The organism is Ensifer sp. Root1252, assembly GCF_001425885.1.
In the GTDB taxonomy this organism is placed as follows: domain Bacteria; phylum Pseudomonadota; class Alphaproteobacteria; order Rhizobiales; family Rhizobiaceae; genus Ensifer; species Ensifer canadensis.
Window position 1 is genome coordinate 217,989 of sequence record NZ_LMDT01000002.1, and the last position, 26,666, is coordinate 244,654.

At 62.8% G+C, this 26,666-nt stretch carries 26 protein-coding genes and 1 pseudogene; 17 read left to right on the top strand and 10 right to left on the bottom strand.

All coding sequences use genetic code 11. From position 1 onward, the window contains the following. The first annotated feature begins 14 nt into the window (after positions 1-14). On the top strand, positions 15-1,016 hold the full coding sequence (locus ASD02_RS05485) for a 4-hydroxyproline epimerase (protein WP_025429445.1): 1,002 nt from the start codon (positions 15-17) through the stop codon (positions 1,014-1,016). Then, positions 1,013-2,716, top strand: a complete 1,704-nt coding sequence (locus ASD02_RS05490; RefSeq protein WP_057212919.1) for an aconitase X — start codon at positions 1,013-1,015, stop codon at positions 2,714-2,716. Before ASD02_RS05485 ends, ASD02_RS05490 begins: the two co-directional genes overlap by 4 nt. Before the next feature lie 18 nt (positions 2,717-2,734). Here ASD02_RS05490 and ASD02_RS05495 read toward each other — a convergent pair whose 3' ends face one another. Next, positions 2,735-3,100: a hypothetical protein gene (locus ASD02_RS05495; RefSeq protein WP_057212921.1), complete on the bottom strand. Its 366-nt coding sequence runs from the start codon at positions 3,098-3,100 to the stop codon at positions 2,735-2,737. A gap of 1,143 nt (positions 3,101-4,243) precedes the next feature. On the opposite strand from ASD02_RS05495, the gene ASD02_RS05505 reads away from it, so the two are divergent. Continuing rightward, on the top strand, positions 4,244-5,056 hold the full coding sequence (locus ASD02_RS05505) for a C1 family peptidase (RefSeq protein WP_057212925.1): 813 nt from the start codon (positions 4,244-4,246) through the stop codon (positions 5,054-5,056). 93 nt (positions 5,057-5,149) lie between these two features. Here the strand turns inward: ASD02_RS05505 and ASD02_RS05510 are convergent, their stop codons facing one another. Genes ASD02_RS05510 through ASD02_RS05530 form a run of 5 tightly spaced genes read right to left on the bottom strand, consistent with a single transcriptional unit; the run spans position 5,150 to position 9,716 of the window. Further along, entirely contained in the window at positions 5,150-6,007 is an 858-nt protein-coding gene (locus tag ASD02_RS05510; protein WP_025429449.1) for a transporter substrate-binding domain-containing protein, read from the bottom strand. A gap of 37 nt (positions 6,008-6,044) precedes the next feature. Continuing rightward, the gene (locus ASD02_RS05515; RefSeq protein ID WP_057212927.1) at positions 6,045-6,827 is read right to left on the bottom strand and encodes an ATP-binding cassette domain-containing protein; all 783 of its coding nucleotides are present in this window, start codon (positions 6,825-6,827) and stop codon (positions 6,045-6,047) included. Beyond that, positions 6,824-7,549, bottom strand: a complete 726-nt coding sequence (locus ASD02_RS05520) for an ABC transporter permease (protein WP_057212928.1) — start codon at positions 7,547-7,549, stop codon at positions 6,824-6,826. Before ASD02_RS05520 ends, ASD02_RS05515 begins: the two co-directional genes overlap by 4 nt. Beyond that, complete coding sequence (locus ASD02_RS05525) at positions 7,549-8,268, bottom strand: ABC transporter permease subunit (protein WP_057212930.1); 720 nt, start codon at positions 8,266-8,268, stop codon at positions 7,549-7,551. Before ASD02_RS05525 ends, ASD02_RS05520 begins: the two co-directional genes overlap by 1 nt. Continuing rightward, positions 8,265-9,716, bottom strand: a complete 1,452-nt coding sequence (locus tag ASD02_RS05530) for a M20 family metallopeptidase (RefSeq protein ID WP_057212932.1) — start codon at positions 9,714-9,716, stop codon at positions 8,265-8,267. Before ASD02_RS05530 ends, ASD02_RS05525 begins: the two co-directional genes overlap by 4 nt. A gap of 180 nt (positions 9,717-9,896) precedes the next feature. Here ASD02_RS05530 and ASD02_RS05535 point away from each other — a divergent pair, with 180 nt between their 5' ends. Both ASD02_RS05535 and ASD02_RS05540 read left to right on the top strand, forming a co-directional pair. Next, on the top strand, positions 9,897-10,574 hold the full coding sequence (locus tag ASD02_RS05535) for a GntR family transcriptional regulator (protein WP_057221952.1): 678 nt from the start codon (positions 9,897-9,899) through the stop codon (positions 10,572-10,574). Positions 10,575-10,678: 104 nt separating this feature from the next. Then, complete coding sequence (locus ASD02_RS05540) at positions 10,679-10,870, top strand: hypothetical protein (RefSeq protein ID WP_057212934.1); 192 nt, start codon at positions 10,679-10,681, stop codon at positions 10,868-10,870. Between the two features lie 46 nt (positions 10,871-10,916). On the opposite strand, the gene ASD02_RS05545 is transcribed toward ASD02_RS05540, so the two are convergent. Continuing rightward, on the bottom strand, positions 10,917-12,389 hold the full coding sequence (locus tag ASD02_RS05545) for a PLP-dependent aminotransferase family protein (RefSeq protein WP_057212984.1): 1,473 nt from the start codon (positions 12,387-12,389) through the stop codon (positions 10,917-10,919). 152 nt (positions 12,390-12,541) lie between these two features. Between ASD02_RS05545 and tauA the strand changes: the two genes are divergently transcribed. From tauA to ASD02_RS05600, 11 genes are all read left to right on the top strand, one after another. Further along, complete coding sequence (tauA, locus tag ASD02_RS05550) at positions 12,542-13,561, top strand: taurine ABC transporter substrate-binding protein (RefSeq protein WP_057212936.1); 1,020 nt, start codon at positions 12,542-12,544, stop codon at positions 13,559-13,561. A gap of 80 nt (positions 13,562-13,641) precedes the next feature. Next, complete coding sequence (locus tag ASD02_RS05555; RefSeq protein WP_057212938.1) at positions 13,642-14,454, top strand: taurine ABC transporter ATP-binding protein; 813 nt, start codon at positions 13,642-13,644, stop codon at positions 14,452-14,454. Further along, entirely contained in the window at positions 14,447-15,274 is an 828-nt protein-coding gene (locus ASD02_RS05560) for an ABC transporter permease subunit (RefSeq protein ID WP_025429459.1), read from the top strand. The genes ASD02_RS05555 and ASD02_RS05560 overlap by 8 nt, the downstream gene beginning before the upstream one ends. Before the next feature lie 157 nt (positions 15,275-15,431). Next, a complete protein-coding gene (locus ASD02_RS05565) occupies positions 15,432-15,818 on the top strand; it encodes a nuclear transport factor 2 family protein (RefSeq protein ID WP_057212940.1) in 387 nt (128 codons plus the stop codon). Positions 15,819-15,843: 25 nt separating this feature from the next. Beyond that, complete coding sequence (locus tag ASD02_RS05570; protein ID WP_057221938.1) at positions 15,844-17,241, top strand: FAD-binding oxidoreductase; 1,398 nt, start codon at positions 15,844-15,846, stop codon at positions 17,239-17,241. Positions 17,242-17,283: 42 nt separating this feature from the next. After that, positions 17,284-19,059 carry a sulfoacetaldehyde acetyltransferase gene (gene xsc, locus ASD02_RS05575; protein WP_057212942.1) on the top strand — a complete coding sequence of 592 codons (1,776 nt, stop codon included), beginning with the start codon at positions 17,284-17,286 and terminating at the stop codon, positions 19,057-19,059. A 73-nt stretch (positions 19,060-19,132) separates the two neighbouring features. Further along, complete coding sequence (locus tag ASD02_RS05580; protein ID WP_057221939.1) at positions 19,133-20,170, top strand: YeiH family protein; 1,038 nt, start codon at positions 19,133-19,135, stop codon at positions 20,168-20,170. Continuing rightward, the gene (gene pta, locus ASD02_RS05585) at positions 20,170-21,168 is read left to right on the top strand and encodes a phosphate acetyltransferase (protein WP_057212946.1); all 999 of its coding nucleotides are present in this window, start codon (positions 20,170-20,172) and stop codon (positions 21,166-21,168) included. The genes ASD02_RS05580 and pta overlap by 1 nt, the downstream gene beginning before the upstream one ends. 177 nt (positions 21,169-21,345) lie before the next feature. Beyond that, positions 21,346-22,833: a nucleobase:cation symporter-2 family protein gene (locus ASD02_RS05590; protein WP_057221940.1), complete on the top strand. Its 1,488-nt coding sequence runs from the start codon at positions 21,346-21,348 to the stop codon at positions 22,831-22,833. A 203-nt stretch (positions 22,834-23,036) separates the two neighbouring features. Then, positions 23,037-23,423: a CidA/LrgA family protein gene (locus ASD02_RS05595; protein WP_057212950.1), complete on the top strand. Its 387-nt coding sequence runs from the start codon at positions 23,037-23,039 to the stop codon at positions 23,421-23,423. Continuing rightward, positions 23,413-24,138 (top strand): LrgB family protein, encoded by a 726-nt coding sequence (locus ASD02_RS05600; protein WP_057212953.1) that lies wholly within the window; start codon positions 23,413-23,415, stop codon positions 24,136-24,138. The genes ASD02_RS05595 and ASD02_RS05600 overlap by 11 nt, the downstream gene beginning before the upstream one ends. Before the next feature lie 23 nt (positions 24,139-24,161). On the opposite strand, the gene ASD02_RS40325 is transcribed toward ASD02_RS05600, so the two are convergent. Further along, positions 24,162-24,284, bottom strand: coding sequence for a hypothetical protein (locus ASD02_RS40325; protein WP_025429467.1), 123 nt, complete (start codon positions 24,282-24,284; stop codon positions 24,162-24,164). 93 nt (positions 24,285-24,377) lie between these two features. Continuing rightward, the gene (locus tag ASD02_RS39510) at positions 24,378-25,100 is read right to left on the bottom strand and encodes a hypothetical protein (protein ID WP_244494172.1); all 723 of its coding nucleotides are present in this window, start codon (positions 25,098-25,100) and stop codon (positions 24,378-24,380) included. Between ASD02_RS39510 and ASD02_RS05610 the strand changes: the two genes are divergently transcribed. After that, entirely contained in the window at positions 25,090-26,337 is a 1,248-nt protein-coding gene (locus ASD02_RS05610) for an alpha/beta hydrolase (RefSeq protein WP_057221941.1), read from the top strand. The two genes, ASD02_RS39510 and ASD02_RS05610, sit on opposite strands and share 11 nt — an antisense overlap. 126 nt (positions 26,338-26,463) lie before the next feature. On the opposite strand, the pseudogene ASD02_RS39385 reads toward ASD02_RS05610, so the two are convergent. Continuing rightward, positions 26,464-26,666 (bottom strand): annotated as a pseudogene (locus ASD02_RS39385) (hypothetical protein); the annotation flags it as partial.

The following is a 26,666-nucleotide window of genomic DNA, read 5'->3' on the forward strand; positions in this document are numbered from 1 at the left end:
CAGAGGTTTCGACCATGGCCACCTACACCTTCTCCTGTATCGACGGGCACACCTGCGGCAATCCCGTCCGCCTCGTTTCCGGCGGCGGTCCTCGTCTTGAGGGCGCCAACATGCTGGAAAAGCGCGCCCATTTCCTCAGAGAGTTCGACTGGATCCGCACCGGCCTGATGTTCGAGCCGCGCGGTCATGACATGATGTCCGGCTCGATCCTCTATCCGCCTACACGGCCCGATTGCGATGTCGCCGTGCTGTTCATCGAGACCTCCGGCTGCCTGCCGATGTGCGGCCACGGCACCATCGGCACAATCACCATGGCGATCGAAAACGGCCTGATCACACCGCGCGAGCCCGGCAAGCTGTCGATCGACGCGCCGGCCGGCAAGGTCGACATCAGCTATCGCCAGGAGGGCCGCTTCGTCGAGGAAGTGCGCCTGACCAACGTCCCCGGCTTCCTCTATGCCGAGGGACTGACGGCCGAAGTCGAGGGCCTCGGAGAGATCGTCGTCGACGTCGCCTATGGCGGCAACTTCTACGCCATCGTCGAGCCGCAGAAGAATTTTCGCGATATGGCCGACCACACGGCCGGCGAACTAATCGGCTGGAGCCCGAAACTGCGCGCCGCCTTGAACGCGAAGTACGAGTTCGTCCATCCCGAGCATCCGGAGATCAAGGGGCTCAGCCACATCCAGTGGACGGGCAAGCCGACGCAGGCCGAGGCTCATGCCCGCAACGCCGTGTTCTACGGCGAGAAGGCTATCGACCGCTCTCCCTGCGGCACCGGTACCTCGGCCCGTATGGCGCAGCTTGCCGCCAAGGGCAAGCTGAAGGTCGGCGACGAATTCGTACATGAATCGATCATCGGCTCGCTGTTCAAGGGTCGGGTCGAAGCAGCGACCAAGGTCGCCGACCGCGATGCCATCATCCCCTCCATCGCCGGATGGGCGCGTATGACCGGTATCAACACGATCTTCATCGACGATCGCGATCCCTTCGCCCACGGCTTCGTCGTAAAATGAAAAATCCGTTCTCCGCTCGCAGTATCCTTGGCGGCACGGCCGAGGGGCCGATCGTTGCCGCACCGGAAGCACTGAGCTTCTGGGGTGGTGTCGATCCGGCGACCGGAGCGGTGATCGATGTCCACCACCCGCTGCACGGGACCTGTCTCACTGGCAGTATCCTGATGATACCGTCGAGCCGGGGCTCCTGCACCGGCTCGGGCGTTCTGCTCGATCTCGCGTTGACCGGCCGTGCACCGGCAGCCCTGATCTTTTCCGAAGCCGAGGACGTTCTGACCCTCGGCGCGCTGATCGCAGCCGAGATGTTCGGCAAGCCGCTGCCCGTCCTGCGCCTTTCGTCCGATGCCTTCGCAGCGCTCGCTGAGGCGAAGACTGCACACATTACCGATACGGCGATCGAGGCCGACGGCCTGACGATCACCATCGCACCGCTTGCGACCGCGGCGCTCGATCTTGATGAAGCGGACCTCGCCATGCTGGATGGCCGAGACGGCGTAGCGGTTGAGGTCGCGATGCGCATCATCTGCGCCATGGCCGCTCAGCAGGGTGCCAGGCGACTCCTGGCCGTGACGCAGGGTCATATCGACGGCTGCATCTATGCCAGCCCCGCCAATCTGACCTTCGCGGAAAAAATGGCTGATATGGGCGCGCGGGTCCGGCTGCCGACGACAATGAACGCCATCTCTGTCGACCGGGCCAACTGGCAGGCGCAGGGTGTGCCGGCGTCGTTCGGCGATCCGGCCGCGCGGCTCGCCGACGCCTATGTTCGCATGGGCTGCCGTCCGACCTTCACCTGTTCCCCCTATCTGCTCGACAGCGCGCCTGAGGCCGGAGAGGCAATCGCCTGGGCGGAATCCAACGCCGTCATCTACGCCAATACGGTGCTCGGCGCCCGCACGGCGAAGCATCCGGATTTCCTCGACCTCTGCATCGCGCTGACCGGCCGCGCGCCGCTCTCCGGCGTCTATCTCGACGAACACCGCAAGGCCCGCCGCGTGATCGACGTGGAGCTGCCTGAAGGGGTGGACGACGCTTTCTGGCCGCTCATCGGCTATCTGGCCGGGCGCGCTGCGCCGGATTGCATCCCGCTTCTGCGTGGCCTTGCCGCAGCAAAACCTTCGGCCGACGACTTGAAGGCGCTGTGCGCCGCCTTCGGTACCACATCGGCAGCGCCGATGCTGCACATTGAAGGTGTCACGCCGGAGGCGGAAGGTGCGGCGACAAGCGACGCTGGCATTGTTGTAATCACCCGCGCCGAGATGGCAGCCGCCTGGACCCTGTTGAACGAGGGACCGGAGGACGTGGATCTGGTCGCCATCGGCAGCCCCCACGCCTCGCTCGGCGAATGTCGGACTCTGGCGGCAGTGCTTGCCGGTCGCAAACGGCACAGGAATGTAGCGGTGATCGTTACCGCCGGCCATCAGGTGATTGCCGCTGCGCGGGCGGAAGGAACACTTGCCGCCCTGGAAGCAAGCGGTGTGCAGGTCCTGCCCGACCTCTGTTGGTGCTCGATCTCGGAACCGGTATTCCCGACGCGAACCCGCGCGCTAATGACCAATTCCGGCAAATATGCCCATTACGGCCCCGGCCTCTCCGGCCGTGCGGTCCGCCTCGGAAACCTTGCCGATTGCGTGACGGCTGCGCTGACCGGACACGTTCAGGCGCGGCTGCCGATTTGGCTCTCTCCGGCAACTCGGTAACGGCGGCCGCGAACACGCCTACAGATCAGGGGCACGGTCAACAAGGGTTTGGAACAGCACGTTTGCAGCCTCCTGAGGCGTCGAAGCGGTAAACCAGACAGGATCGGTCGTCAGGACGGCGTGCTCCGTCCAAGAGGCAGTGTCGGATGCCTCGCATTCGTAGACGCCGCAGGCGCGGTGCTGCTTTCGATTGAGCGCGATTTCGAGAATGCCCGAAGGCCGCGCGCCCGGCGCATCGAAGATCTGCAGGACGTAACCGCGGAACCCGGTTCTTCCACCCTTGGAATCGATCTCATCGAGAACGGACGGGCAGAGTTCCGCCTGTCCGACTGGAATAGGCCGTGTCCAGAACGGCCCTTGATCGCCTTGATCTGCGCGCAGCATCGCACTCGCCTCGTTCCCTCGGGGCAACGACCTTAACACTTGATCAGCACGAGTTCAGCCGACCCAAAATAGAATGCGGCCGAACGCTGTGACATGCTGGGTTGCAAAGCGTACCACTTTCGAGTGAGAATCCGGATTGGCGGGTCGTGCTAATCCTGCAACGTGCTAGAGCGGGCAATAGAGTACGCGGCAAGCGTCACACGACAGACGCGGGCCCATGCGATCGTTTACCGTGGCGGAGAGCATTTCCAGGAAAAGTTCGAAGCGGTTTTCCGTCAGGAAATGCTTGGAAATAATGAGATCGAGCGTTTCTGCGGCTCTGTGTGGACCGGAGAGGCTTTGGCAACATGAGGTTGGAACAATGCGCAGATTGATCGGCGGACTGTCAGTCATTGCATCCGTGGGATTTACGATCGGCATTGGCGCCACTGACCCCGTCGCAGCCGCAAATACATCCAAATTACGCTCAACGCGCAATGCCGATGTACCGGCGAAAACCGCGACTACACCAGCAAGAGGCAAGCGTCCCACCGTGTCGTGAACCACCCTCCTCCGAGGAACGGAGCCTACTACAAGGGCATATTCCGCGAATGAGGTGGGGGTACCAAGCACTGCCTGGAAGCCAGCAACGATCGCGGCGAATATCTGCAGCTTTACAGCCCGGCTTACCGCGAAGGCTTCTCTTCGGGATCGTCCAGCGCGACGACTATCGCGGTTAAAGTATCTGCGACCAAGGAGGCTCCTCTCCCTTGGGATTCGGTCCAATATCGAACGGCCAACACGATGTTTACACCATACGACCAAATGCCCGCCGGCACCCCTTCAAACTGAGGGTACTGCGCTCGGTGGCCATGGCTATATTCTACCATTGCGTGCAGGCGACACGGTCGCGGGCGATCATGCCGAACCGGAAGCCGCAATTTGTCCGGAGCCGGCCTCAGCTTTCGTTTCGAAGTCCGATTTGACGGTCTACCGGAAGTTTCGGCCGAGAGGTCCTTGCTCTCGAGCCGCTTCACCACGCCGCAGTGCCGAGCATCGCAGTGAAGACATCATCGTGCAAAGCATGGCCAGACGGCCGACAGAAATCCCTTCGTCAACACACGTGCCTGGCCCGGCAGAAGGGTCCGGCCAAAAGGAGGTCTCATGTCTCTCCACCAGGCATTCCTGGATTTCGGTTATGATCCAACCATCGTCGAGGTCGGGCGCACCATTCGGCCCAAGACGACAGGTGCGCCACCGGCTTCAGCAACCGTTAACGCCCAATATCTGCCACCACCGCAGGCGCAGGGCACGGCTCAGCATGTCGGCAGTCCCGGCAGCTGCGCAGCCTGGGCGTCTACCTATGGTCTTGCGACCTACACGGCGGCCGCCGCATCCGGCCAGTCGCCGTCGGGCGCGTCGCAACAGGCAAGCCCCGCCAACATCTATATCGAGGTCATGATCAACGATGGACAGAAGACGTGCAGCGGCTCGAATCTGGCATCCTACCTCAACATCCTGCAGCAGGGCGGCACGCCCAACTGGGCGACGGCCCCCTACTACCCCAACTGCCCCGAGCTTTGGTCCAGCTATGACCCCGACGCCACCGTCGATATCAGCTTCCAGATCCCCGGTTGGGCCATCGTCGAAACATCGGACCTCGACGCGATCAAGGCCATCATCGCTGGTGGTGGTGCGCTGTGCTACGGCACGGCTCTCAATTCCGGCTTCATGAGCTATAGCGGCCCTGGGCCATTGACGGGGCCGCTCGACAAGGTGCGGGGCGCCAACGGCAAGCTTGTCGGCCACTGCATGCTGATCATCGGCTACGACGATGCGCAACAGGCGATCCTCATCCAGAACAGCTTCGGACCGGATTGGGGCTGCCAATGGAACGGCAGCGGCGGTTACATCTGGATGAGCTACGAGCTGTTTCAGTACCTGGCACAGGGCCAGGCCATGTATGTGACGAGCTAGCCAGAGGGGCGAAGCTTCCCTCACGCACGCTATCCGGACGCCGCCGCGATCATGTGCGGCGGCGTCCGGTGAAAGGCGAAATCGTCGTGTGTTTTATCGCGGCGTGACGTCGAAGCCGAACCACTTTTCCGAAAGCGTCTTGATCGTGCCGTCCGCCTTGGCGGCAGCGATCGCCTCGTTGAACAGTGTCTTCAGCTCCGGATCCGTCTTGCGCAGGCCGACGGAACTGCCGCGACCGAGAAAGCCGCCCTGGAACCGGGGGCCGGTGGTGGTCATGTCCTCATTGCCCGGCTTTTCGGAAGCCGTCGTCAGGTAAGCCATCGAGGCCATCACCAGGTCGACGCGGCCAGCCGCGAGATCGAGATCGTGCTCTTCGGTCGTCTTGTATTCGCGCACCTCGACGACGCCCTTCAGATATTTGTCGACGAAGGCGGCACCCGTTGAGGCGATCTGGACGCCAATCGTCTTGCCTTCGAGCAGCGGCTTCAACTTCTCGATCTCGGCGGTAGCACCTGCCTCGTTCGAAGCGAGCGAAAACACCACGCCCTTTTCAGGCAGTGATGCGAGCGGACCGGATTTCAGCGTGGCGAAGGCCTGGCCGGTCGAACCGTAGGAGTCGCTGAAATCGATAACCTGCTCGCGCTTGGCTGTTGCCGACATCCCGGAAATGATCGCATCGAACTTGCCGGCGTTCAGCGCCGGGATCATGCCGTCAAAGTTCTGGACGCTGATCTCGCACTCGACCTTCATATGGGTGCAGAGGTATTTGCTGAGCTCGATCTCGTAGCCGTCAAGCGTGCCGTCGGGCTTGGTGAAATTGTAAGGCTTGAAGCCGCCTTCGGTGGCGATCGTCACATGTGTCCAGGTCTTGTTTTCCGCATGCGCGCCATTGGCGGCGAACATCATCGTCGCGATGCACAGGGCCTTCATTGTCGATTTGGTGTGGTTCATTGTAGTTCCCCTTTTTTGAGTGGTTAGAGCCGCCGGTTCACGCCTTGATGAACCGACGGAAGCGTTCGGATTTGGCGTTGCCAAATACCTCGTCCGGTCGACCGTCTTCCTCGATCTGACCCTGGTGAAGAAAAATGACCCGGCTGGAGACATCGCGGGCGAACCCCATTTCATGAGTCACGACCAGCATCGTGCGTCCCTCTTCGGCGAGCGCACGCATGACGCGCAGCACCTCGCCGACGAGTTCCGGGTCGAGCGCCGATGTCGGCTCGTCGAACAGCATCACGGCCGGACGCATCGCCAGCGCGCGGGCGATTGCCGCGCGCTGCTGCTGGCCGCCGGAAAGGTGCGCCGGATAATGATTGCGCTTGGCCGCGATCCCGACCTTGGCGAGAAGGGCTTCAGCCTCTTCGAGGCACTCGGCGCGAGGGCGCTTCTGCACATGGATCGCCGCCTCGATGACGTTCTCCAGCACCGTCTTGTGGGACCAGAGGTTGAAGCTCTGGAACACCATGCCGAGGCGCGAGCGGATGCGATCCACCTGGGCACGATCCCTCGGACGGCTCTTGCCGTTGCCGGCAGCAAGCATCTCGATCGTTTCGCCCGCGACCGTGACCTCGCCACGATCCGGCGTTTCGAGCATATTGATGCAGCGAAGCAGCGTCGACTTTCCCGAACCGGACGAGCCGAGGATGGAGACGACCTCGCCTTCGCGCGCGTCGAGCGAGATGCCTTTCAAGACCTCGATCGGACCGAAGCTCTTGTGGATGTCCCGAACGCTGATGGCGACGGGCGCAATGGACGACGCGGGCGAACTCAATGCGCTTCTCCTTCGATGATGGCGGGCAGCACCGCAACCGGCTGCCTGAGATGCGGGCTCAGCCGGAACTCGACGAGCTGCACCAGGCGGGTGAGCAGGAAGTTGATGGTGAGATAGATGGCGCCGGCGACGACGAACACTTCGATCGCGCGGTAGCTCTCCGAGATGATGCGCGCCGCAACGCCGGTCACTTCCATCAGGGTGATAATCGATGCGAGTGAGGTCGCCTTGACCATCGAAATCATCTCGTTGCCGTAGCCGGGCAGCGCCTGCCTGACGCCGAGCGGCAGCGTGATGCGCCGGAAGATCATGAAGCGCGACATGCCGCATGCCCTTGCCGCTTCCACCTGTCCAAAGGGCACGGAAAGCAGGCCGCCGCGGACAATCTCGCTGGCATAGGCAGCGGTGTTGAGCGCCAGCGCCAGGACCGCACACCAGTATGGCTCCCTAAGCACGGGCCAAAGCAGGCTGTGTCGGATGGCCGGAAACTGGCTGAGACCGTAGTAGATGATGAAGATCTGCACGAGCAGCGGCGTGCCGCGAAAGACGAAGACATAGGCCTGTGCCAGCCAGCGCAGGGGGGCGATAGCCGAAAATCGGGCGACGGCGATGCCGACTGCCAGGATCGCGCCGAAGGCAATCGAGTTTGCCGCCAGCAACAGCGTCAGGGGAACAGCCGAAACGAGGCTGACAAAGGTTTCCTGAAGGAAGGTCCAGTCCATCAGCTTCTCCTCACGCCGCGGCTGAAATGACGCTCGGCCCGATGCAGGACGGTGCTCGATACCGTCGAGATCGTGAGATAGATGCCGCCGGCAATCAGGTAGAAATCAAAGGGCAGCCCGGTGGAGCCGGCGGCGATCTGCGCCTGGCGCAAGAGTTCGGCGACGCCGGTGATCGAGACCAGCGCACTCTCCTTGAGCACCACCTGCCAGACGTTGCCGAGGCCCGGCAGCGCATGCCTGAGGGTCAGCGGCGCGACGATGCGGCGGAACCGGAGCCACCGCGGCATGCCGCAGGCGATCGCCGCCTCTATCTCTCCGGGGTGAACCGCCCTGAAGGCACCACGAAAGACCTCCGTATGCTGCGCGCCCGAGGTGATCCCGACTGCAAGCATGCCGGCAAGGAAGCCGGGAAAGCCGATGAAGCCTTCAGCGCCGAAGAGATGTCCGACGGCGGAGATTGCAGCGGAGCCGCCGAAATAAAGCAGATAGATCACCAAGAGATCGGGAATGCCGCGCAGCACCGTCGTGTAGACGTCGGCAGCGAGGCGCGTCCCTGGTCCGCCCCTCACCTTGGCCCAGGCTCCGAGTACGCCGATGACGGCACCGGTCGCATAGCCCGACAGCGCGATCAGGATCGTCATCATGGCACCGGCAAGGAGGATGTTCCCCCAGCCACCGGGGCCGAAACTGATGAGTTCGAGGATACCGGGCTGGGTCACAAGGTTTGAACTCCCAGTTCCGCGGACCCAGTCGCGCGCGAGGGAAGAGGCGGGTTGACGTCATCGGGGATCGGATTGACGAAAGGCGTGTCGTCGAGACGGCTGCGATGGTCCGCCTTGGCGGCCGCCACCAGTTCTGGGTCCGCCATCAGATCGATGGCAAGGCTCGCCATGGCTTTCGCCGCATGCGCCATGCCCTTGTGCGCGGCCGGCAATTTTCCTTGCGCGACCAACTGCCAGGAATGGCCGGGCGTGCCGATCGCATAGGTCGCACCGCGCATCTGAACCGTCGGGACGACCCAGCTTACGGTTCCGACATCGGTTGAGCCGACGATGCTGCCGTCGCCGCCATAGAGCGGGTAGATCATGTCGCAGAGCGGCTGGCCCTTGCGCGGCGCCAGGCCAAAGCGTGCATAGGACGCGGCGATATCGTCGGGAGAATAGGTCGCCTGAAACTTTCGTGCCGTTTCGAGGTCGGCAGCATCGAAGGCGGCGGGACCCAAATGTTCGAGGCAGGTGTGGAGCCGTGCTTCCAGCGGGGCATTGCCGACAAGATTGGCATCGCCGCTGATCACCTCGTGGCGCACGGTCGTCTCGGTCATCAGCGCTGCCCCTTGCGCGATCTTCTTGACGCGCTCGATCAGGCCGAGCAGATCCGGCAAGGTGCGGGCGCGGATGAGATAGCGCACCGTTGCACGGGCCTGCACGACATTGGGCGCGTCGCCACCGGCATCGGTGATGGCGTAGTGGACGCGGGCGCTCGACGGCATGTGCTCGCGCATGTAGTTGACGCCGACATTCATCAGCTCGACGGCATCGAGCGCGCTGCGGCCGAGATGCGGCGTCGCCGAAGCGTGGGAAGCGCGACCGGAGAAGTGGAAGTTGATCTCGTTGCAGGCAAGCGAGATCGGGTTGTTGACGCCGGAAAAGGCGGCCGGATGCCAGGAGATGGCGATATCGACATCGTCGAAAGCGCCGGCCCGCACCATGAAGCCCTTCGATGAACCGCCCTCTTCGGCGGGGCAGCCGTAATAGCGCACGCGCCCTTTGAGGCCGTTGGCCTTGAGGTAATCCTTGACGGCGGCAGCGGCGAGCATGGAGCCGGAGCCGAGCAGATTGTGGCCACAGCCGTGGCCGTTGCCGCCCGGCACGACTGGTCGCTCTTCGGCAAGGCCGGCGACCTGGCTCAAGCCAGGGAGCGCATCGAACTCGCCGAGAATGGCGATCACCGGACCACCTTCGCCCGCTTCGCCGATCAGCGCCGTCGGCAGGCCGGCGACATTGCGCTCAACGCGGAACCCTTCCGCCTCCAGCAGACGGGCATGCTCGCTCGCGGACTGAAACTCCTCGTAGTTGGTTTCGGGACTGTCCCATACGCGGTCGCTAAGCGCGAAGAATTCCGGGCTCTTTTCCTCGACGATCGACCATACGAGTTCGGTATTCTTCATTGGCATTCAGTGCCCCATATGCGATAGTTACCAATATTGGCGCCAATTTAGGATACAAAAATAAATTGCGCAATGGGCGGCGATGGATATTTTCGGTATCGATCGCAGACGCAAAAACAGACGATCGCTTATGCGAACAAGGCGAGCCCGCGCGGCCCGCTCACAATTGAGCAAACAGGAATGTCCATGACCGAAATGCAAGATGTGACCGAGACTGCGGCCAAGGAGCGGGACGTCACCGATCTCGTTCTCGAGGACATTCTGACCGGCGTGCTGCCAGCCGGCACCTGGCTCAAGCAAATCGATCTCGAAAAGCGATACGATTGCACCCGGCCGGAGGTTCGCCGGGCTCTCGACCGCCTGTCGCAGAAGCGGCTGGTCGAGCACGTGCCCAATCGCGGCTATCACGTTTATCAGCCGGACGGCCGGCGTGCGCAGGAAGTCAGCGATATCCGCGTCATCCTCGAAACAGCGGTGGCCGATCTGATGGTGGAACGGGCCACGCCCGAAAGCATCGCCAGGCTGCGCCAACTCGCCAGCCATTTCGACCAGATGACCATGGTCGGCACGGTGCTGGAGCATTACGAGGCCAACCTCGCCTTCCACCGCGAACTGCTGCTTCTGTCAGGCAATCACGAGCTTGTGGACCTCGTTTCCGAAATCCGCCAACGCACCTCTTCGGCACCGGTCTCGCAGTGGCGCACAAGCGCCCGCGTCGAGCGGTCCGCACGCGAGCATCATATGATGGTCGATGCGCTCGAAGCCCGCGATGTCGCCGGCCTCAAACGCCTGATCGAGGCGCATATCCGCCAGACGGGGGATGTTGCCCCAGCTGAAAGCGTTGCGCGCCAAGCATGACGCCCAGCGCTTTCTGGGGGCAAAACCGCCGAATCCCCCTGATTTCTCAGAGTTGTGGCGCTACCGCACAGAACCTAAGCTTGGGCCGAAATTGAGGTTCAGCCATGACAGACACACGCAATTCGCCTGTAACCGATGTCGTAGAGATGCGTGAGGCGCTGGCGGAGTGGTGCACGCAGAACAACTGCACGCAATCGGACCCGCCCGCCAACAAGATCGCGCTCCGGATTTTCGACGTCGCCACCGGGAAAAAACTCAATCGCACAGAAATCCTGGCCCTGCTGTCGAACGGATAGCAACCGTTCGCCGGGTCGCCGCAACGGCGAGAAGTGAGGACCGGTTTCAAGACTGCGCCATTCTGTTTGCCGTCAGCTTCACGCCTTCGGCTATGCGGTCTCTGCCGATCGACGAGTATCCCATGCGGAAAAAGCGGCAGCTTTCCTCGTCGTTCGGAAAGAACGGCGATCCGGATTCGATCAGAACCCCGTCTTCCCGCAGATCGGCCATCAGCCTGTCCGCATCGAGACCGTCAGGGCCTTCGATCCAGAAGGAGGTTCCGCCGAACGCTGCCGAACCGGCGATCTTAAGCCCGTTGGCGTTGAGCGCGTCTGCCATTACCCGATGGCGCAGGTGGTACTCTTCCCGCATCCTGTGAAGCACGGCGTCATAGTGACCGAGCGCCAGAAAATAGGCAGCGGTGCGCTGGAGGTGGCCGGGCGGATGGCGCAGCATCAGGGCACGGAGCGCCCGCGCCTCCCGGATGACGGGCGCCGGTGCCACGAGATAGCCAAGCCGCAGGCCGGGGAAAAGCGACTTCGAAAAGCTGCCGATGTAAAAGACCCGCCCGTTTCTGTCGAAGGCCTTCAGCGCCGGGGACGGTGGCGCGAGAAAGCTCATCTCGAACTCGTAATCGTCCTCGATGATGACGAAGTCCCTGCTTGAGGCGGCTTCGAGCAGTGCTACACGGCGATCCATCGGCATGGTCGCACCCGTCGGCGAATGATGGCTCGGCGTCACAAACACGGCATCGATCTCATGCGGCAGGGCCGCCGGCGGTAGCCCGCCTTCATCGACGTCAAGCACCGTCACCTTTGCGCCGCTCAGTTGCAGCGAGGCGCTCATATCCGGGTGGCAGGGGTTTTCGCACACAGCATGGGACCCGCGCCGCAGCAACAGCTGAATGACGATCCAGAGCGCATTCTGCGCTCCCACCGTCACCAGGATCTCGTCGGGATTGGCCCGGATGCCGCGCCCCGGCAGCGTGCGCGAACAGATGTAGTTGACCAGTTGCACATCGTCAGACGCGGCGAAATCGCCTGCCATGAGTTCGAAATCTTCGCGCGCCAGCGCGCGCCGGGCGCAGTCGCGCCAGGCGGTGAGATCGAACAGCGACGGGTCCATCTGGCCATAGAGGAAAGGATAGGGATACCGCCGCCAGTCGAGCGGCTTGCGCATCTGCTTGGCAACGCGAAAGGTCGAGCGCAGCTTGGACGACCAATCCACAGCATCCGCCCCCGGCTTCGCCACGTCCGCATCAAGCACGTTGAACGGCGGCTTGTCGGCAACGCGGTAGCTGCTGCGGTCGGCCGCATCGAGATAGCCCTGGGTCGCCAACTCCTGATAGGCAAGCGTGACGGTGAGGCGCGAAATGTTGAGATAGCTCGCAAGCTTGCGCGTCGACGGCAGCTGGGCACCGGGCGGCAGCCGCCCTGACAGCACGGCGGAGACGACCGTCTCGCGGATCTGCGCCTGCAGGCTCGTACGGCTCGCCCGATCGATGAAGAAGATTGTTTCCGGAACAGAAATGCGTGCCACGTCCGATCCCCTATCGGTCAATCTGGACTTATCTAACTTTCAATCTGGCTATAAAGCAAACCGGAAAGCTGCTTTATCCCCTATGGTCGAAAATGAGATCGGCATAACAGTCGACAGACTCCGAAAACGGGGTCGGAACCAGAGGGAAACAAATGTTCTATTCCAACGCCTTGAAAACCATGGCGGGGGCGGCCACGATTGCGGCCGGCCTCCTGACCTCCAGTCTTGCCCGCGCCGAGACCAATGTGATCATCGGCTACCAGCAGATCGTCGGCCCGTTCATTGCCGCCATCGCCGACGGCCGTTTCGACGCCGCCGCGAAAGAGGCTGGCTATCTCGTCGACTGGCGGCAGTTCAGCTCCGGCGGCGATATCTCGACGGCGCTTGCATCGGGCAACGTGCCGATCGGCGTCATCGGCTCCACCGGCACCACGGCCGCGGCAACGCGCGGCGTCGATCTCGAGCTGTTCTGGATCCTCGACAATATCGGCAAGTCGGAAGCGCTTGTCGCCCGCGAAGGTTCGGGCATCGAGAAGCCGGAAGATCTGGTCGGCCGCTCCGTCGGCGTCCCCTTCGTCTCGACGTCCCACTTCCATCTCCTTGTCGGCCTCGAGCAGGTGTGGAAGGTCGATCCGCGCGAAGTCAACATCCTCAACATGAAGCCACCGCAGATCGTGGCCGCCTGGCAGCGCGGCGATATCGATGCCGCCTATGTCTGGCCTCCGGCCCTGTCGGAACTGCTGAAGACCGGCAAGGTCATTTCCGACTCCGAAGCGATCGGCGCAGCCAGCGTCCCGACCTTCGACGGTCTGGTGGTCGACAAGAAATGGGCAGCTGAAAATCCGAAGTTCATGGCCGCCTTCACCAAGGTGCTGGCCGAAGCCTACGCCGACTACAAGGCAAACGGCGCAAGCTGGACGGCAGACTCCGCACCGGTCCAGAACATCGTCAAGCTCATCGGCGGCGATGGCGCCGGCACCGTCGAAGCGCTGAACTTGCTCTCGTTCCCGACAGCGCAGGAGCAGGCGTCCGAAACCTGGCTCGGCGGCGGTGCTGTGCGCGCGCTGTCGGAAAGCGCGAAATTCCTTGCCGACCAGAAGCAAATCGACAAGGCGCTCGACGACTACGCCCCCTACGTCAACAGCGCCTACGCGAAAGAGGCTTCGAAGTAGCCGACGCCCGCTCCTGACCGCCTGTTGGTCAGGAGCGCCGCCAACGCCACTCAACAGCCATTTCTCGAAAGGCCTGCACAATGGAAACTCTCAATGTCAGCAATGTGAGCCTGACCTATCCTGGTCTCTATTCGGACGAGGCGGTCATTGCGCTCAAGGGCGTCAACCTCGAAATCAAGAGCGGCGATTTCGTCGTCGCGCTCGGTGCCTCGGGCTGCGGCAAGACCACGCTGCTCAATCTGATGGCGGGCTTCATGGCCCCGAGCGGTGGTGAAATCACACTTGGAAGCCGCCGCGTCTCCGGTCCCGGTGCCGACCGTGGGGTCGTGTTCCAGAAGCATGCGTTGCTGCCCTGGCTCAATGTCATCGACAACACCGAATTCGGGCTGAAACTGCGCGGTGTCGACAAGGCGAAACGCCACGAGGTCGCCTCCAAGAACCTCGCTCTTGTCGGCCTGCAGGATTTTCACCGGCACATGATCTACCACCTGTCCGGCGGCATGCAGCAGCGTGTGGGCATCGCCAGGGCGCTGAGCTGCGACCCGTCGATGCTCTTGATGGACGAGCCGATGGCGGCGCTCGATGCGCTGACCCGCGAGACCATCCAGGAATTGCTGCTCAAAGTCTGGCAGCTGACCAACAAGATGTTCTTTTTCATCACCCACAGCGTCGAGGAGGCGTTGTTCCTGGGGTCGCGCCTGATCGTCATGTCGCCGCGACCAGGACGGATCACCCACACCTACGAGCTCGATTTCAACAAACGGTTTCTGGAAGAAGGCAATGCCCGTGCAATCAAATCCAGTCGCGACTTCATCGACATGCGTGAACAGATCCTCAGCATCATCTACGGCGACGAACGCCAATCCGGAAACCCGGAGCTCCTCCATGCTTGAGCGCGTGACGAAAGCCAAGCCGGTCAAGCCGGGCCGGATCTACGGCGCCCCCGGCGAGGGCATGAGCGGACATATCAGCCTGCTGACAGCGCTGACCCTGGTGGCGCTCTGGCTGCTGGTCACCGAGATGCAATGGGTACGGCCGCTGTTTTTGCCATCGCCGCTTGCGGTCTGGGACAAGTTCGTGATCGCGCTGACAGAGGGCGTCTCCAATTCGACCCTCGCCCAGCATACGCTGGCAAGTCTCGGTCGCGTGCTCGGGGCCTTCGCGCTCGCCCTTGTCACCGCGGTTCCGATCGGCATCCTCATGGGCGTGAACCGGGTGATGCGCGGGCTGTTTGATCCGATCATCGAGTTCTACCGCCCCTTGCCGCCGCTCGCCTACCTGCCACTGATCATCATCTGGCTCGGCATCGGCGAATTTCCGAAGGTGTTCCTGATCTTCCTCGCGATCTTCGCGCCGATGGCGATCGCCGCCCGGGCCGGTGTGCGGTCCGTCTCGATCGAGCAGATCCATGCGGCCTATGCCATGGGCGCTAGCCGCCGCCAGGTCATCAGCCACGTCATTCTCAAGGCGGCGCTGCCGGAGATCTTCACCGGGATGCGCATCGGCATCGGCGTCGGATGGACGACGCTGGTTGCGGCCGAAATGGTCGCAGCCCACCGGGGCCTCGGTTTCATGGTGCTCAACGCCGCCGAGTTCCTGGCCAGCGACACCGTGATCATGGGCATCATCGTCATCGGCGTCTTTGCCTTTGCGTTCGATCTCCTGATCCGGCGTCTCGAGAAGGCGCTCATTCCCTGGAAGGGCAAGGTGTGACGATGCCCCGTTCAACAGGGGCGCGGCCACCGAGCTAATGGCCGCCCCGTCCTAACAGGACCCATACCGCACAAACAAAGCCGATCCGGCCGGTTCACCCGGCCACGGCGAAGCCATGCCCGAAAACATCGCCTGCAACGCTTAGGAAACACAAGCCATGACCGCGACCGACCTCTCCGACCTCTTCGACGCCTTCAACCGGCACGACATCGACGGCGTCATGTCCTTCTTCGCCGAAGACTGCGTCTTCAACACGGTGGCCGGCAGCGAAGCGCACGGCACCCGGGTCGAGGGCACTGAGCAGATCGCGACCGCCTTCAGCAGCGTGTGGCAGACGATGCCGGACGCTCATTGGGCCCACCACAGCCATTTCGTCCATGGAGACCGGGCCGTATCGGAATGGACGTTCTCCGGCACGAACGCCGACGGCAGCCGCATCGAGGCCGAAGGCTGCGACCTCTTCACGCTCCGTGACGGCAAGATCGTCCGCAAGCAGGCCTTTCGCAAGAACCGGCCGCTGATTGCGGCCCCCTTCCGCTACTGAGCTCCAGCCAGGCCAGGAAACCGTCATGGAACAGCTTGTCAAAACATTGCGGCCGAGCAAGCCCTTCGATCCGGCATACGATCCCAATCGCGCCGCCAATCCCGGCGACGGCAAGGATTATGCGCCGACCTACTGGATCGCAACCGCCGGACCGCCGCCCGCCGATGATGGTCCCGTGCTTGGGGATATCGACGTCGACGTCGCAATCGTCGGCTCGGGATACACCGGCCTCTCCTGCGCCATCCATCTTGCCAAGGAGCATGGCATCAAGGCGACGGTGCTCGAGGCAAACGGCGTCGCCTGGGGCTGCAGCACCCGCAACGGCGGTCAGGCGCAGATTTCGGCGGGCCGACTCAAGCGCTCGCAATGGATCGAGCGCTGGGGCGTGGATGTCGCCAGGAAGCTTCACGTCGAGATCAGCGAAGCCTTCGATCTTTTCCGCGACCTCATCCGCTCGCCGGAAATCGCCTGCGACCCGCAGGATGGCGGGCATCTCTATATCGCCCACCGCAACAAGGTGATGCCGTCGCTGGAAGCCGAATCCCGCGTCCTCAACGACGTCTTCGGCTACCGCACCCGCATCCTCGGCCGCGACGAAATCCATCGCGACTTCGTCCGCGACAACGAGGCGGTGGGCGCGCTTTACGAGCCCGACGGCATGGGCATCCATGCGGCCAAGCTCGCCTTCGGCTATCTCACCCTGGCGCGCAAGCTCGGTGCCCGCGTTCATACCTCGAGCCCGGTTCTCAGCTGCGACCGGAAAGGCGGAGTCTTCCACCTTCGCACCCCCGGCGGGATCGTGCGGGCGAGGGCTGTGTGTTTCGCGACGGCCGGCTATACCTCGCCCGGCCTGCATTCGCTGACGAAGCACCGGCTGATGCCGATCCTCTCCAACTCGATCGTCACGCGCGTACTCACCGACGAAGAGCGGTCGGCGTTGAATTTCCAGACGCATATTTCGCTTACCGACACGCGCACGCTTCGCCACTACTACCGGCTGTTGCCCGACGGGCGCGTGCAGATCGGCAGCCGCAGCGCGATCACCGGCAAAGACGCGGTCAACCCAAAACATCTCGACCGTCTGCTCGAGGGCCTCTACCGCAAGTTCCCGGTGCTGACAGGCATCAAGGTCGACTACTCCTGGTGGGGCTGGGTCGATGTCAGTCACGACATGATGCCGCGCATCTTCCGCCCGGATCCGCAACAGGCGCTGTTCTACGCCATGGGCTACGGCGGCAACGGCGTCATGTACTCGGCCCAGGCCGGACGGCGCATGGCGCAGATGGTCGCCGGCAAGGGCGGTGCCCTCGACCTGCCGATCTTCACCTCCCCTCTCCCCAGCCATGGGCTGCTGACGCCGTTCCGGCGCATCGGCCAGTGGGGGATGTACCGCTGGTACTACCTCAAGGACGAAATCCTCTAGCCGCTCGGTCGGCCCCCAACCCAACATGAAAGGAAACAGACAATGAAAATGACGACCGAAGAGGCTTTCGTAAAAGTCCTCCAGATGCACGGCATCGAACACGCCTTCGGGATCATCGGCTCGGCGATGATGCCGGTGTCCGACCTCTTCCCGAAAGCTGGCATCACCTTCTGGGACTGCGCCCATGAAACCAACGCGGCATTGATCGCCGACGGATACACCCGGGTCACCGGCAACATGTCGATGGCAATCGCCCAGAACGGCCCCGGCGTCACCGGCTTCGTGACCGCAGTCAAGACGGCCTACTGGAACCATACGCCGATGCTTCTCGTCACGCCGCAGGCGGCAAACAAGACGATCGGCCAGGGCGGCTTCCAGGAAGTCGACCAGATGGCGCTGTTTGAGGAAATGGTCTGCTACCAGGAAGAGGTGCGCGACGCGAGCCGCGTTCCCGAAGTCCTCAACCGGGTCATCGAGAAAGCCTGGCGCGGCTGCGCCCCGGCGCAGATCAACATCCCGCGCGATTACTGGACACAGGTGATCGACGTCGAGCTGCCGAGCATCGTTCGGCTGGAGCGCCCCTCCGGCGGCAAGCAGGCAATTTCAGAGGCAGCAAGATTGCTGTCCGAAGCGAAATTCCCGGTGATCCTCAACGGCGCCGGCGTGGTCATCGGCGGCGCGATCGGCGAATCCATCGCGCTGGCTGAGCGTCTCGACGCCCCGGTCTGCTGCGGATACCAGCATAACGACGCCTTTCCCGGCGGCCATCGGCTAGCGGCGGGCCCGCTCGGCTACAACGGCTCCAAGGCGGCCATGGAACTGATCGCCAAGGCCGACGTCGTACTGGCGCTCGGCACCCGCCTCAATCCGTTCTCGACGCTTCCGGGCTACGGCATCGACTATTGGCCGAAGAATGCCGCGATCATCCAGGTCGACATCAACTCCGATCGCATCGGCCTGACGAAGAAGGTGACGGTCGGCATCTGCGGCGATGCCAAGCAGGTGGCAAGCCAAATCCTCGATCAACTGTCGCCGTCGGCCGGCGATATCGGCCGCGAGGAACGCAAGGCACTGATCCACACCACCCGCTCGGCCTGGCTGCAGCAGCTGTCGTCGATGGACCACGAGGACGACGATCCGGGCACCGAATGGAATGCCTCGGCCCGTCGGCGGGAATCCGACCGCATGTCGCCACGCCAGGCATGGCGTGCGATCCAGGCGGCCTTGCCCAAGGACGCCATCATCTCCACCGACATCGGCAACAACTGCGCCATCGGCAACGCCTATCCGAGCTTCGAACAAGGCCGGAAATACCTGGCGCCCGGCATGTTCGGACCCTGTGGCTACGGCTTCCCGTCGATCGTCGGCGCCAAGATCGGTTGCCCTGATGTGCCGGTGATCGGCTTTGCCGGCGATGGCGCATTCGGCATCTCGATGAACGAGATGACCTCCATCGGTCGCGCCGGCTGGCCGCCGATCACCATGGTGATCTTCCGTAACTTCCAGTGGGGAGCCGAGAAGCGCAACACGACGCTCTGGTACGACAACAACTTTGTCGGAACCGAACTCAATCCCAACCTCAGCTACGCGAAAGTGGCCGACGGCTGCGGTCTCAAGGGTGTGACGGTCGACACGCAGGCGGGCCTGACGGCCGCCCTGCAGCAGGCGCTCGACGACCAGTCACAGGGCGTGACCACCTTCGTCGAAGTCATCCTCAACCAGGAGCTGGGTGAGCCCTTCCGCCGCGACGCGATGAAGAAGCCGGTGCAGGTGGCTGGCATCCAGCGCTCGGACATGCGGCCGCAGCAGCACGTCTGACATCCACCCCATGCCCGGCTGATGTCGCCGGGCATGGGCTTCCGACTTGGCGCTTTCAGACGGGAAATTTAACATGAATGCGGTATCCGAAACGACGCGGCGGCTCCAATGGCTGCCCTCGGCCCTGTCGACATACGGCCCTGGTCTGCTGGTGACGGCCGCCGTCGCCATGGCCGCTCAGTTCCTGTCGGATCATTATGGCGCGCCCGCCATGCTGATGGCGCTTCTGCTCGGCATCGCATTCCACTTTCTCTCCGAGGAAGGCAGGTGCGTCGCCGGCATCGAGCTTTCAGCAAAAAAGATCCTCCGGATCGGCGTTGCCCTGCTCGGCATGCGCATCAGCGTCGACCTCTTGATCGGCCTCGGGAGCGGCACCATTCTCCTGCTGGTGGCAGCGATTGCAGCAACGATCCTCTTCGGCCTTGCAGCCGCCAAGATCCTTGGAAGGGGCTGGAGGCTCGCGCTTCTGACCAGCGGTGCGGTCGCGATCTGCGGTGCTTCCGCCGCTATGGCGATCGCCGCCGTGCTGCCGAAGAACGAATTTTCCGAGCGCAATCTGATCTTCACCGTGCTGTCGGTGACCGTCCTCAGCACCCTGGCGATGATCGGTTACCCCATCCTCGCCCAGTCGCTGGGGCTCGATGCGCGCGGCACCGGCATCTTCTTCGGCGGCACGATCCATGATGTCGCCCAAGTGGTCGGCGCCGGCTTCTCGGTCTCGCCGGAGGCCGGCGAGACCGCAACACTCGTCAAGCTCATCCGCGTGACGATGCTGGCACCCGTTGTCCTCATCTTCTCCATCGCCCTTCGAAACGTGCCGCAGGAAGGGGTGGAGGCCGGCAAACGTCCACCATTGCTCCCCGGCTTCGTCGTCGCTTTCCTGATCCTTGCCGCCATGAACTCCGGCGGGATGGTGCCGGCCGCCATCGCCGAACTCGGCATGGAGGCATCGCGCTGGGCGCTTTTGGCGGGCATCGTCGCCGTCGGCATGAAGACGTCGCTCCGGCGCGTGCTCGACGTCGGCGGCGACGCGGTCGCGCTCATCGTCGCCGAAACGATCTTCCTCGGCGTCTTCATCCTCGGCGGCATGCATTATCTGGGGCATCTCTAATGAAACCACTCGATCGCATCATCGAAACCGCTAAGCAGGCACCGCGCCACATCGTGCTTGCCGAGGGCGAAGACACGCGGGTGGTCGCTGCGGCCATGCGCGCCCGCGCAGAAGGTCTCGCCGAAGTCACGCTCATTGGTCGGCACGAGATCATCGCCGAGCGCCTGCGCGATCACGGCGGCGATGCGCATGCCTTCCGGATCGAAGACCCGGCGACGTCGCCACTGACACAGCAGTTCGCGTTGCGATATCACGACCTGCGCCGGAGCAAGGGCGTCGACCGAGAGATGGCCGAGAAGGCAGTGCGAGAGGACCTGGTCTTCGCAGCCATGATGGTTCGCGAAGACGAGGCGGACGGCACCATCGGAGGAGCGGTGGCAACAACGGCCGATACGGTGCGCACCGCCCTGCAAATCATCGGCCGTGCGCCTGACGCCGGCCTGGTCTCCAGTTTTTTCCTGATGATGTTGTGCCAGCCGCATCACGCCAAGAAGGGCGCCTTCGTCTTTTCCGACTGCGGCCTCGTGGTCGACCCGGATGCTGCCGGTCTCGCCGATATCGCCCGCATGTCGGCTCGGTCCTATCAGGCGCTGCTTGGCGAACGTCCCAAGGTCGCGATGCTCTCCTTCTCCACCAATGGTAGCGCCGCGCACGACCGCGTCTCCAAGGTGGTCGAGGCGACGCACATTGCCCGCGCCGCCAATCCCGACCTGCTGATCGACGGCGAACTGCAGTTCGACAGCGCCTTCGTCGAGGCCGTATCGTCGTCCAAGGCACCCAATTCGGCGCTGCACGGCCAGGCAAATGTCTTCGTCTTCCCCAATCTCGATGCCGCCAATATCGGCTACAAGATCGCCCAGCGCATCGGCGGCGCGACCGCCATCGGCCCGGTGCTTCAGGGGCTGGCCAAGCCCGCCAACGACCTTTCGCGTGGCTGCACGGCCGATGACGTCTTCCACATGATCGCCGTCACGGTGGTCCAGGCAGCGTCGCGATAGCGGCGGCGCTTGACCTATCGCGATGTCCGTTTCCGGACGCACGGATTACCGCTGCCAAACCGAAAACAACTTCAAATCACCCGCATGCAATGGTGCCCAAGATCTCGGCCTATAGTTCGGGCTGCGCGTTTGAGGAGATGCGCAGATTGAACAGAACACGCATCTGGGAGGAGACGCATGGATGTTTCGCATCGAAACGATCACATCGAACAAACGATTGAGCGGCCGGAAGACAAGCGCCTGGGCGCAGGCGCAAACCTCGTCTATGGCCTTCAGCACGTGCTCACCATGTATGGCGGCATCGTCGCCGTCCCGCTGATCATCGGCCAGGCGGCCGGCTTGTCTCCAGCCGACATCGGCCTGCTGATCACCGCGTCGCTGTTTGCCGGCGGCCTGGCGACTATCCTGCAGACGATCGGCATTCCGTTCTTCGGCTGTCAGCTGCCGCTGGTTCAGGGCGTTTCGTTTGCCGGCGTCGCTACCATGGTGGCGATCGTCACCAGCCGCGAAGGTGGCGGATTGCCGGCGGTGATGGGCGCCGTGATGGTGGCGTCACTCGTCGGCCTGGCGATCACGCCGATCTTCTCGCGCATCACGCGGTTCTTCCCGCCGCTGGTTACCGGCATCGTCATTACCACGATCGGCCTGACACTGATGCCGGTCGCGGCCCGCTGGGCCATGGGTGGTAATCCCAACGCGCCCGACTTCGGCAGCGTCAGCAACATCGGCCTGGCGGCGGTGACTTTGCTCACCGTCCTGCTCCTCAGCAAGGTTGGCAGCTCCAGTATATCGCGCCTGTCGATCCTGCTTGCCATGGTCATCGGCACGCTGATCGCCTTGGCTTTCGGGATGACCGATTTTACCAAGGTCGCCGAAGGTCCGATCCTGGCCTTCCCCTCGCCCTTCCATTTCGGGGCGCCGGTCTTCACGGCCGCGGCGATCGTCTCGATGTTCATCGTTCTCCTGGTCATCCTGGTCGAGACGTCGGCAGACATCCTGGCCGTCGGCGAAATCATCGGCACCAAGGTCGATTCCAAGCGACTGGGCGATGGCCTGCGCGCCGACATGATCTCGAGCCTGTTCGCCCCGATCTTCGGCTCGTTCACGCAGAGCGCCTTTGCCCAGAACGTCGGTCTTGTGGCCGTGACCGGCATCAAGAGCCGCTATGCCGTCGCAACCGGCGGCCTCATTCTGGTGACGCTCGGCATTCTTCCTGTCATGGGGCGGGTGATCGCAGCTGTTCCGCCGGCCGTGCTCGGTGGCGCCGGTATCGTGCTGTTCGGCACGGTGGCGGCGAGCGGCATCCGCTCGCTCTCCAAGGTCGATTATCACAACAACATGAACCTGGTCATCGTCGCCACCTCGATCGGCTTCGGCATGATCCCGATCGCCGCGCCGCATTTCTACGACCACTTCCCGGCCTGGTTCGAAACCATCTTCCACTCGGGCATCAGTTCTTCCGCGATCATGGCGATCTCGCTGAACCTGCTGTTCAATCATTTCAAAACCGGCAACTCCGATCAGCAGTCCGTCTTCGTGGCCGGCACGGAACGCATCATCCGGTATCAGGATATTTCCGCTCTGCGCGACGGTGATCACTATCGCGATGGGAAGCTCTATGACCGCGATGGCAACGAGGTCCCGATGGCGGTGCCCCACCACTAACGCATGTCGCGCAAAAGTGGCCGCGGTTTTGCGCCCCCGACATGCGAAAGAACAAGGGCTTAGAGCAGCAACGCGCTTTGAGCCATCGCGCAAAATATGCAGTAGGCGTGGCCGAAGGATTTCGGCTACGAAGCATCCATGGATGCGGCTGTGTTGCGGAATACGCCGTGGGGACATCACCACTGATCATGCGGGAGACGGCGATGGAAGGACTGTTTGTCATACTGCTCTGTCAACTGGTCGGCGAGATCGTTGTCAGGACGCTCGACCTGAGCATGCCAGCACCCGCACTCGGTATCGTGCTCCTGCTTGTCTATCTCTGGTTTGCCGACAGGAGAGCCGGGTTGGAAGATGGCACCGCCCACACCCGGGTCAGCGGCGTGGCCGACGCTCTGCTCAAGAACCTCGGTGTGCTGTTCGTGCCCCTTGGCGTTGGGGTGATGCAGAACTACCGGCTGATCTACGAATATGCCGGCACGATCGTCGTCGCCGTCGTGGTGTCGACCCTTGTGACTTTGATGGTGACGGTGGGAGCTTTCCTGTTCGCGAGCAGGATGTCGGGCGCAGGAGGGGCTGGCGATGGACACTAGCGGTCGCGTGTTCGAGCTTTGGGTCTATCTCTCGACCAGCCCGCTCACGTGGCTGACCGTGACGATCGGCGCCTATATCGCCGCTCAGCGGCTTGCGGCGCTCAGCGGTTTCAACCCCATCGTCAATCCTGTGCTGATCGCCGTCGTCCTGGTGATCTCGATACTGGCTGCCACCGGGACATCCTATTCAACCTATTTCGACGGGGCGCAGTTCGTGCATTTTGCACTGGGACCTGCGACGGTGGCGCTTGCTGTTCCCCTTTACCGGAACCGGACACTGATCCGGCAGAACCTCGTGCCCGTCGTCGTTGCGCTTGTCGCGGGCAGCCTGACGGCGATCGTTTGCGCCACGGGTGTCGCCATCCTGCTCGGCGCACCTGACAGTGTGGCGATATCTCTGGCGCCGAAGTCGGCAACGGCCGGCATCGCCGTCGGCATCTCGCAGCAACTCGGCGGCGACCCGGCCCTGACAGCGCTTCTCGTCATCTTCACCGGCGTGTTCGGGGCAATCATCGTCACGCCGCTGATGAACCTTCTGCGGATCCGGAATTATGCCGCGCGCGGGTTTGCGGCCGGCCTGACGTCGCACGGCATCGGCACGGCACGGGCTTTCCAGGTCAACGAAATTGCCGGGACGTTCTCGGGCCTTGCGATGGCGCTCAACGGCATATTGACCTCAGCCATCGCCGCCATTGTCCTCGGGCTGCTGCTCTGAGCGCCGCCCTCGGGGACAGTCCGTTACCAGAAGGCACCGTAGAAGGTGACACAGCCGACGACACCGAGCACGATCGCCAGGGATGATCGGATCGTGAAATCGAGCAGCCTGAACTGATATCCAAAGCTTCCAACAGATGGCTTCATGGTTTTCTCCCGTGGTTGTCTTCTGAGCGACTGCGTCCCGGGGACCCGGGTTAGCGGATGGAACGTCGAGACGACGCCTATAGGCTTGCGGCCTCAGGCCGACTTTGCGAATCCACCGTCGTGGTGACGGTAGAAAGTCTTGGCTGCGACAAGCAGCGCTTCTTCGTCCAGCGGACGGCGAAACTCGCGCATGAGAAATCGGGCGAGATGCTGGATCTGCTCGCCATCTCTCGGAATGTCGTACTCGATACAGACAGTCTCAAAAACGCGCCAAAGCATGCCGATTTCCTCCTTGCTCAATGCAGCAAGCATCTCGTCGGGAATTCCGCGCATAAGAACCTCGCTCCGTATTCGCGCCGTCCTGCCCGCGAGCAGGGACCGAATTGCTATTGAGGGATCGATAAACGGGCGCGTCGGCGAATCTGCGGTCACCGCCGCAGTGAGAAGCCAGATGAGCCTGAGAATGACGATTGATGGGTAGCCGGTGATTGGGGCTTTACTGAGGTGATCAGCAGGATCGCCGGAATGCGACCATAGATCCACCTGACGAGCGCGACGAACGGCCCCGATGCCCTGGTCAGGCCCTGCCAAAAGATCGAAAGCCCGTCGTCGATACCGGACAAGGTTCGCCCGAAAGTCAGCGCGCGCTATTGCATTGTAACTGCTCCGTGCACTAGCATCCCCGGCATAAGACAGGAAGCCGGCTGGGGACTGCTTGCACTGCGCTTTGACAGGGGGATGGATGAGCAGGAATACTGGCGGCGTGAGGGGCAATTCGCCTCTCGAGCGAATTCGCAGCGGCGCAATGGTTGCCATGCTTGTGTTTATGCTGGCCGCATGCGGCGGGCATCCGAAGGGCGTGCTGACGCCGGTCGCAGATACAGCCCCGGATTCAAGCCGGGTCAACATGCTGATCACGACGACGCGCAGCCGGTCGGAAAATCCCGGAGAAATGTATAGCGGCGAGCGCGCCCTGGCGCCCACCTTCGTCGACATGACCGTTTCCATTCCGTCAGACACCGTGCGCAAGGCTGGCGAGGTCGCCTGGCCGAAAAAGCTGCCGCCCAATCCGGCAACGGATTTTGCGACGCTGAAGGCGGACGATCTGGACATGGCCGGCGCCAAATCATGGCTGAGCGCGAGTGTGCGCAAAAGTCCTGACAAGAGCGTTTTCGTCTTCGTTCACGGCTTCAACAACCGCTTCGAAGACTCTGTCTATCGTTTCGCCCAGATCGTCCATGATTCCGGCGTCCACAGCGCCCCCATTCTGATCACGTGGCCGTCTCGCGGCAGCCTGCTTGCCTACGGCTACGATCGCGAAAGCACCAACTACACGCGCAATGCGCTCGAAAACCTGTTCCAGTACCTCTACCGCGACCCGGAAGTGAAGGAGGTCTCGATCCTCGCGCACTCGATGGGCAACTGGCTGGCGCTTGAGGCGTTGCGCCAGATGGCAATCCGCAATGGCGAACTGCCCGCAAAGTTCAAGAACGTCATGCTGGCGGCACCCGATGTCGACGTCGATGTCTTCCGCCAGCAGATCGCCGACATGGGCGAGAAGCACCCGAACTTCACGCTGTTCGTATCCCGCGACGATCGAGCTCTGGCAGTCTCGCGCCGGGTCTGGGGCGACGTTTCCCGGCTCGGGGCGATCGATCCGGAGCAGGCGCCGTTCAAGAAGGAGCTCGCGGACAACAAGATCACGGTGATCGACCTGACGAAGATCAAGGCCGGCGACAGCCTCAATCACGGCAAGTTCGCGGAATCGCCCGAAATCGTTCGCCTCATCGGTTCGCGCATCTCCGACGGCCAGACGCTGACAGACAGCCGGGTCGGTCTCGGCGACCAGATCCTGGTGGCAACGACCGGAACGGCCGCGGCTGTCGGCAACGCGGCCGGTCTGGTTTTGGCCGCACCAGTCGCCGTCGTCGATCAGAACACCCGCGACAATTACGCCGAGCACCTCGGCAGTTCGGCTGCGAGAACCAACCGTGCTGCGACGGCGAGCGGATGCGACCCGACGCGACCGACCACGCCGGGATGCAACAGATAAAAGTAGGCTTGGAACCGGCCCCGCAGCTTGAGGCAAACCTGCTGCGGGGTGCTTCGGCATCAACCCGGAAAGGGTATGCGCGCAAAGGTCGAGCGCGGCCGATTGCCTTCCGCCATCCGGAAGTACTTAGAGCATTTCCAGGAAAAGTGCGAAGCAGTTTTCCGTCAGGAAATGCGTAAAAACAAGGAGATAGAGTTTTCTGTGACTCCGCCCAAACCGGAAACGCTCTAGCCCCCCGGCATGCTTTCCGACTACACCTTTACCCATGCGCCGTTTCGTTTTGACGACTGCACGCAGGCATCGACGAAGGCCATGCCCTTCATACCGTC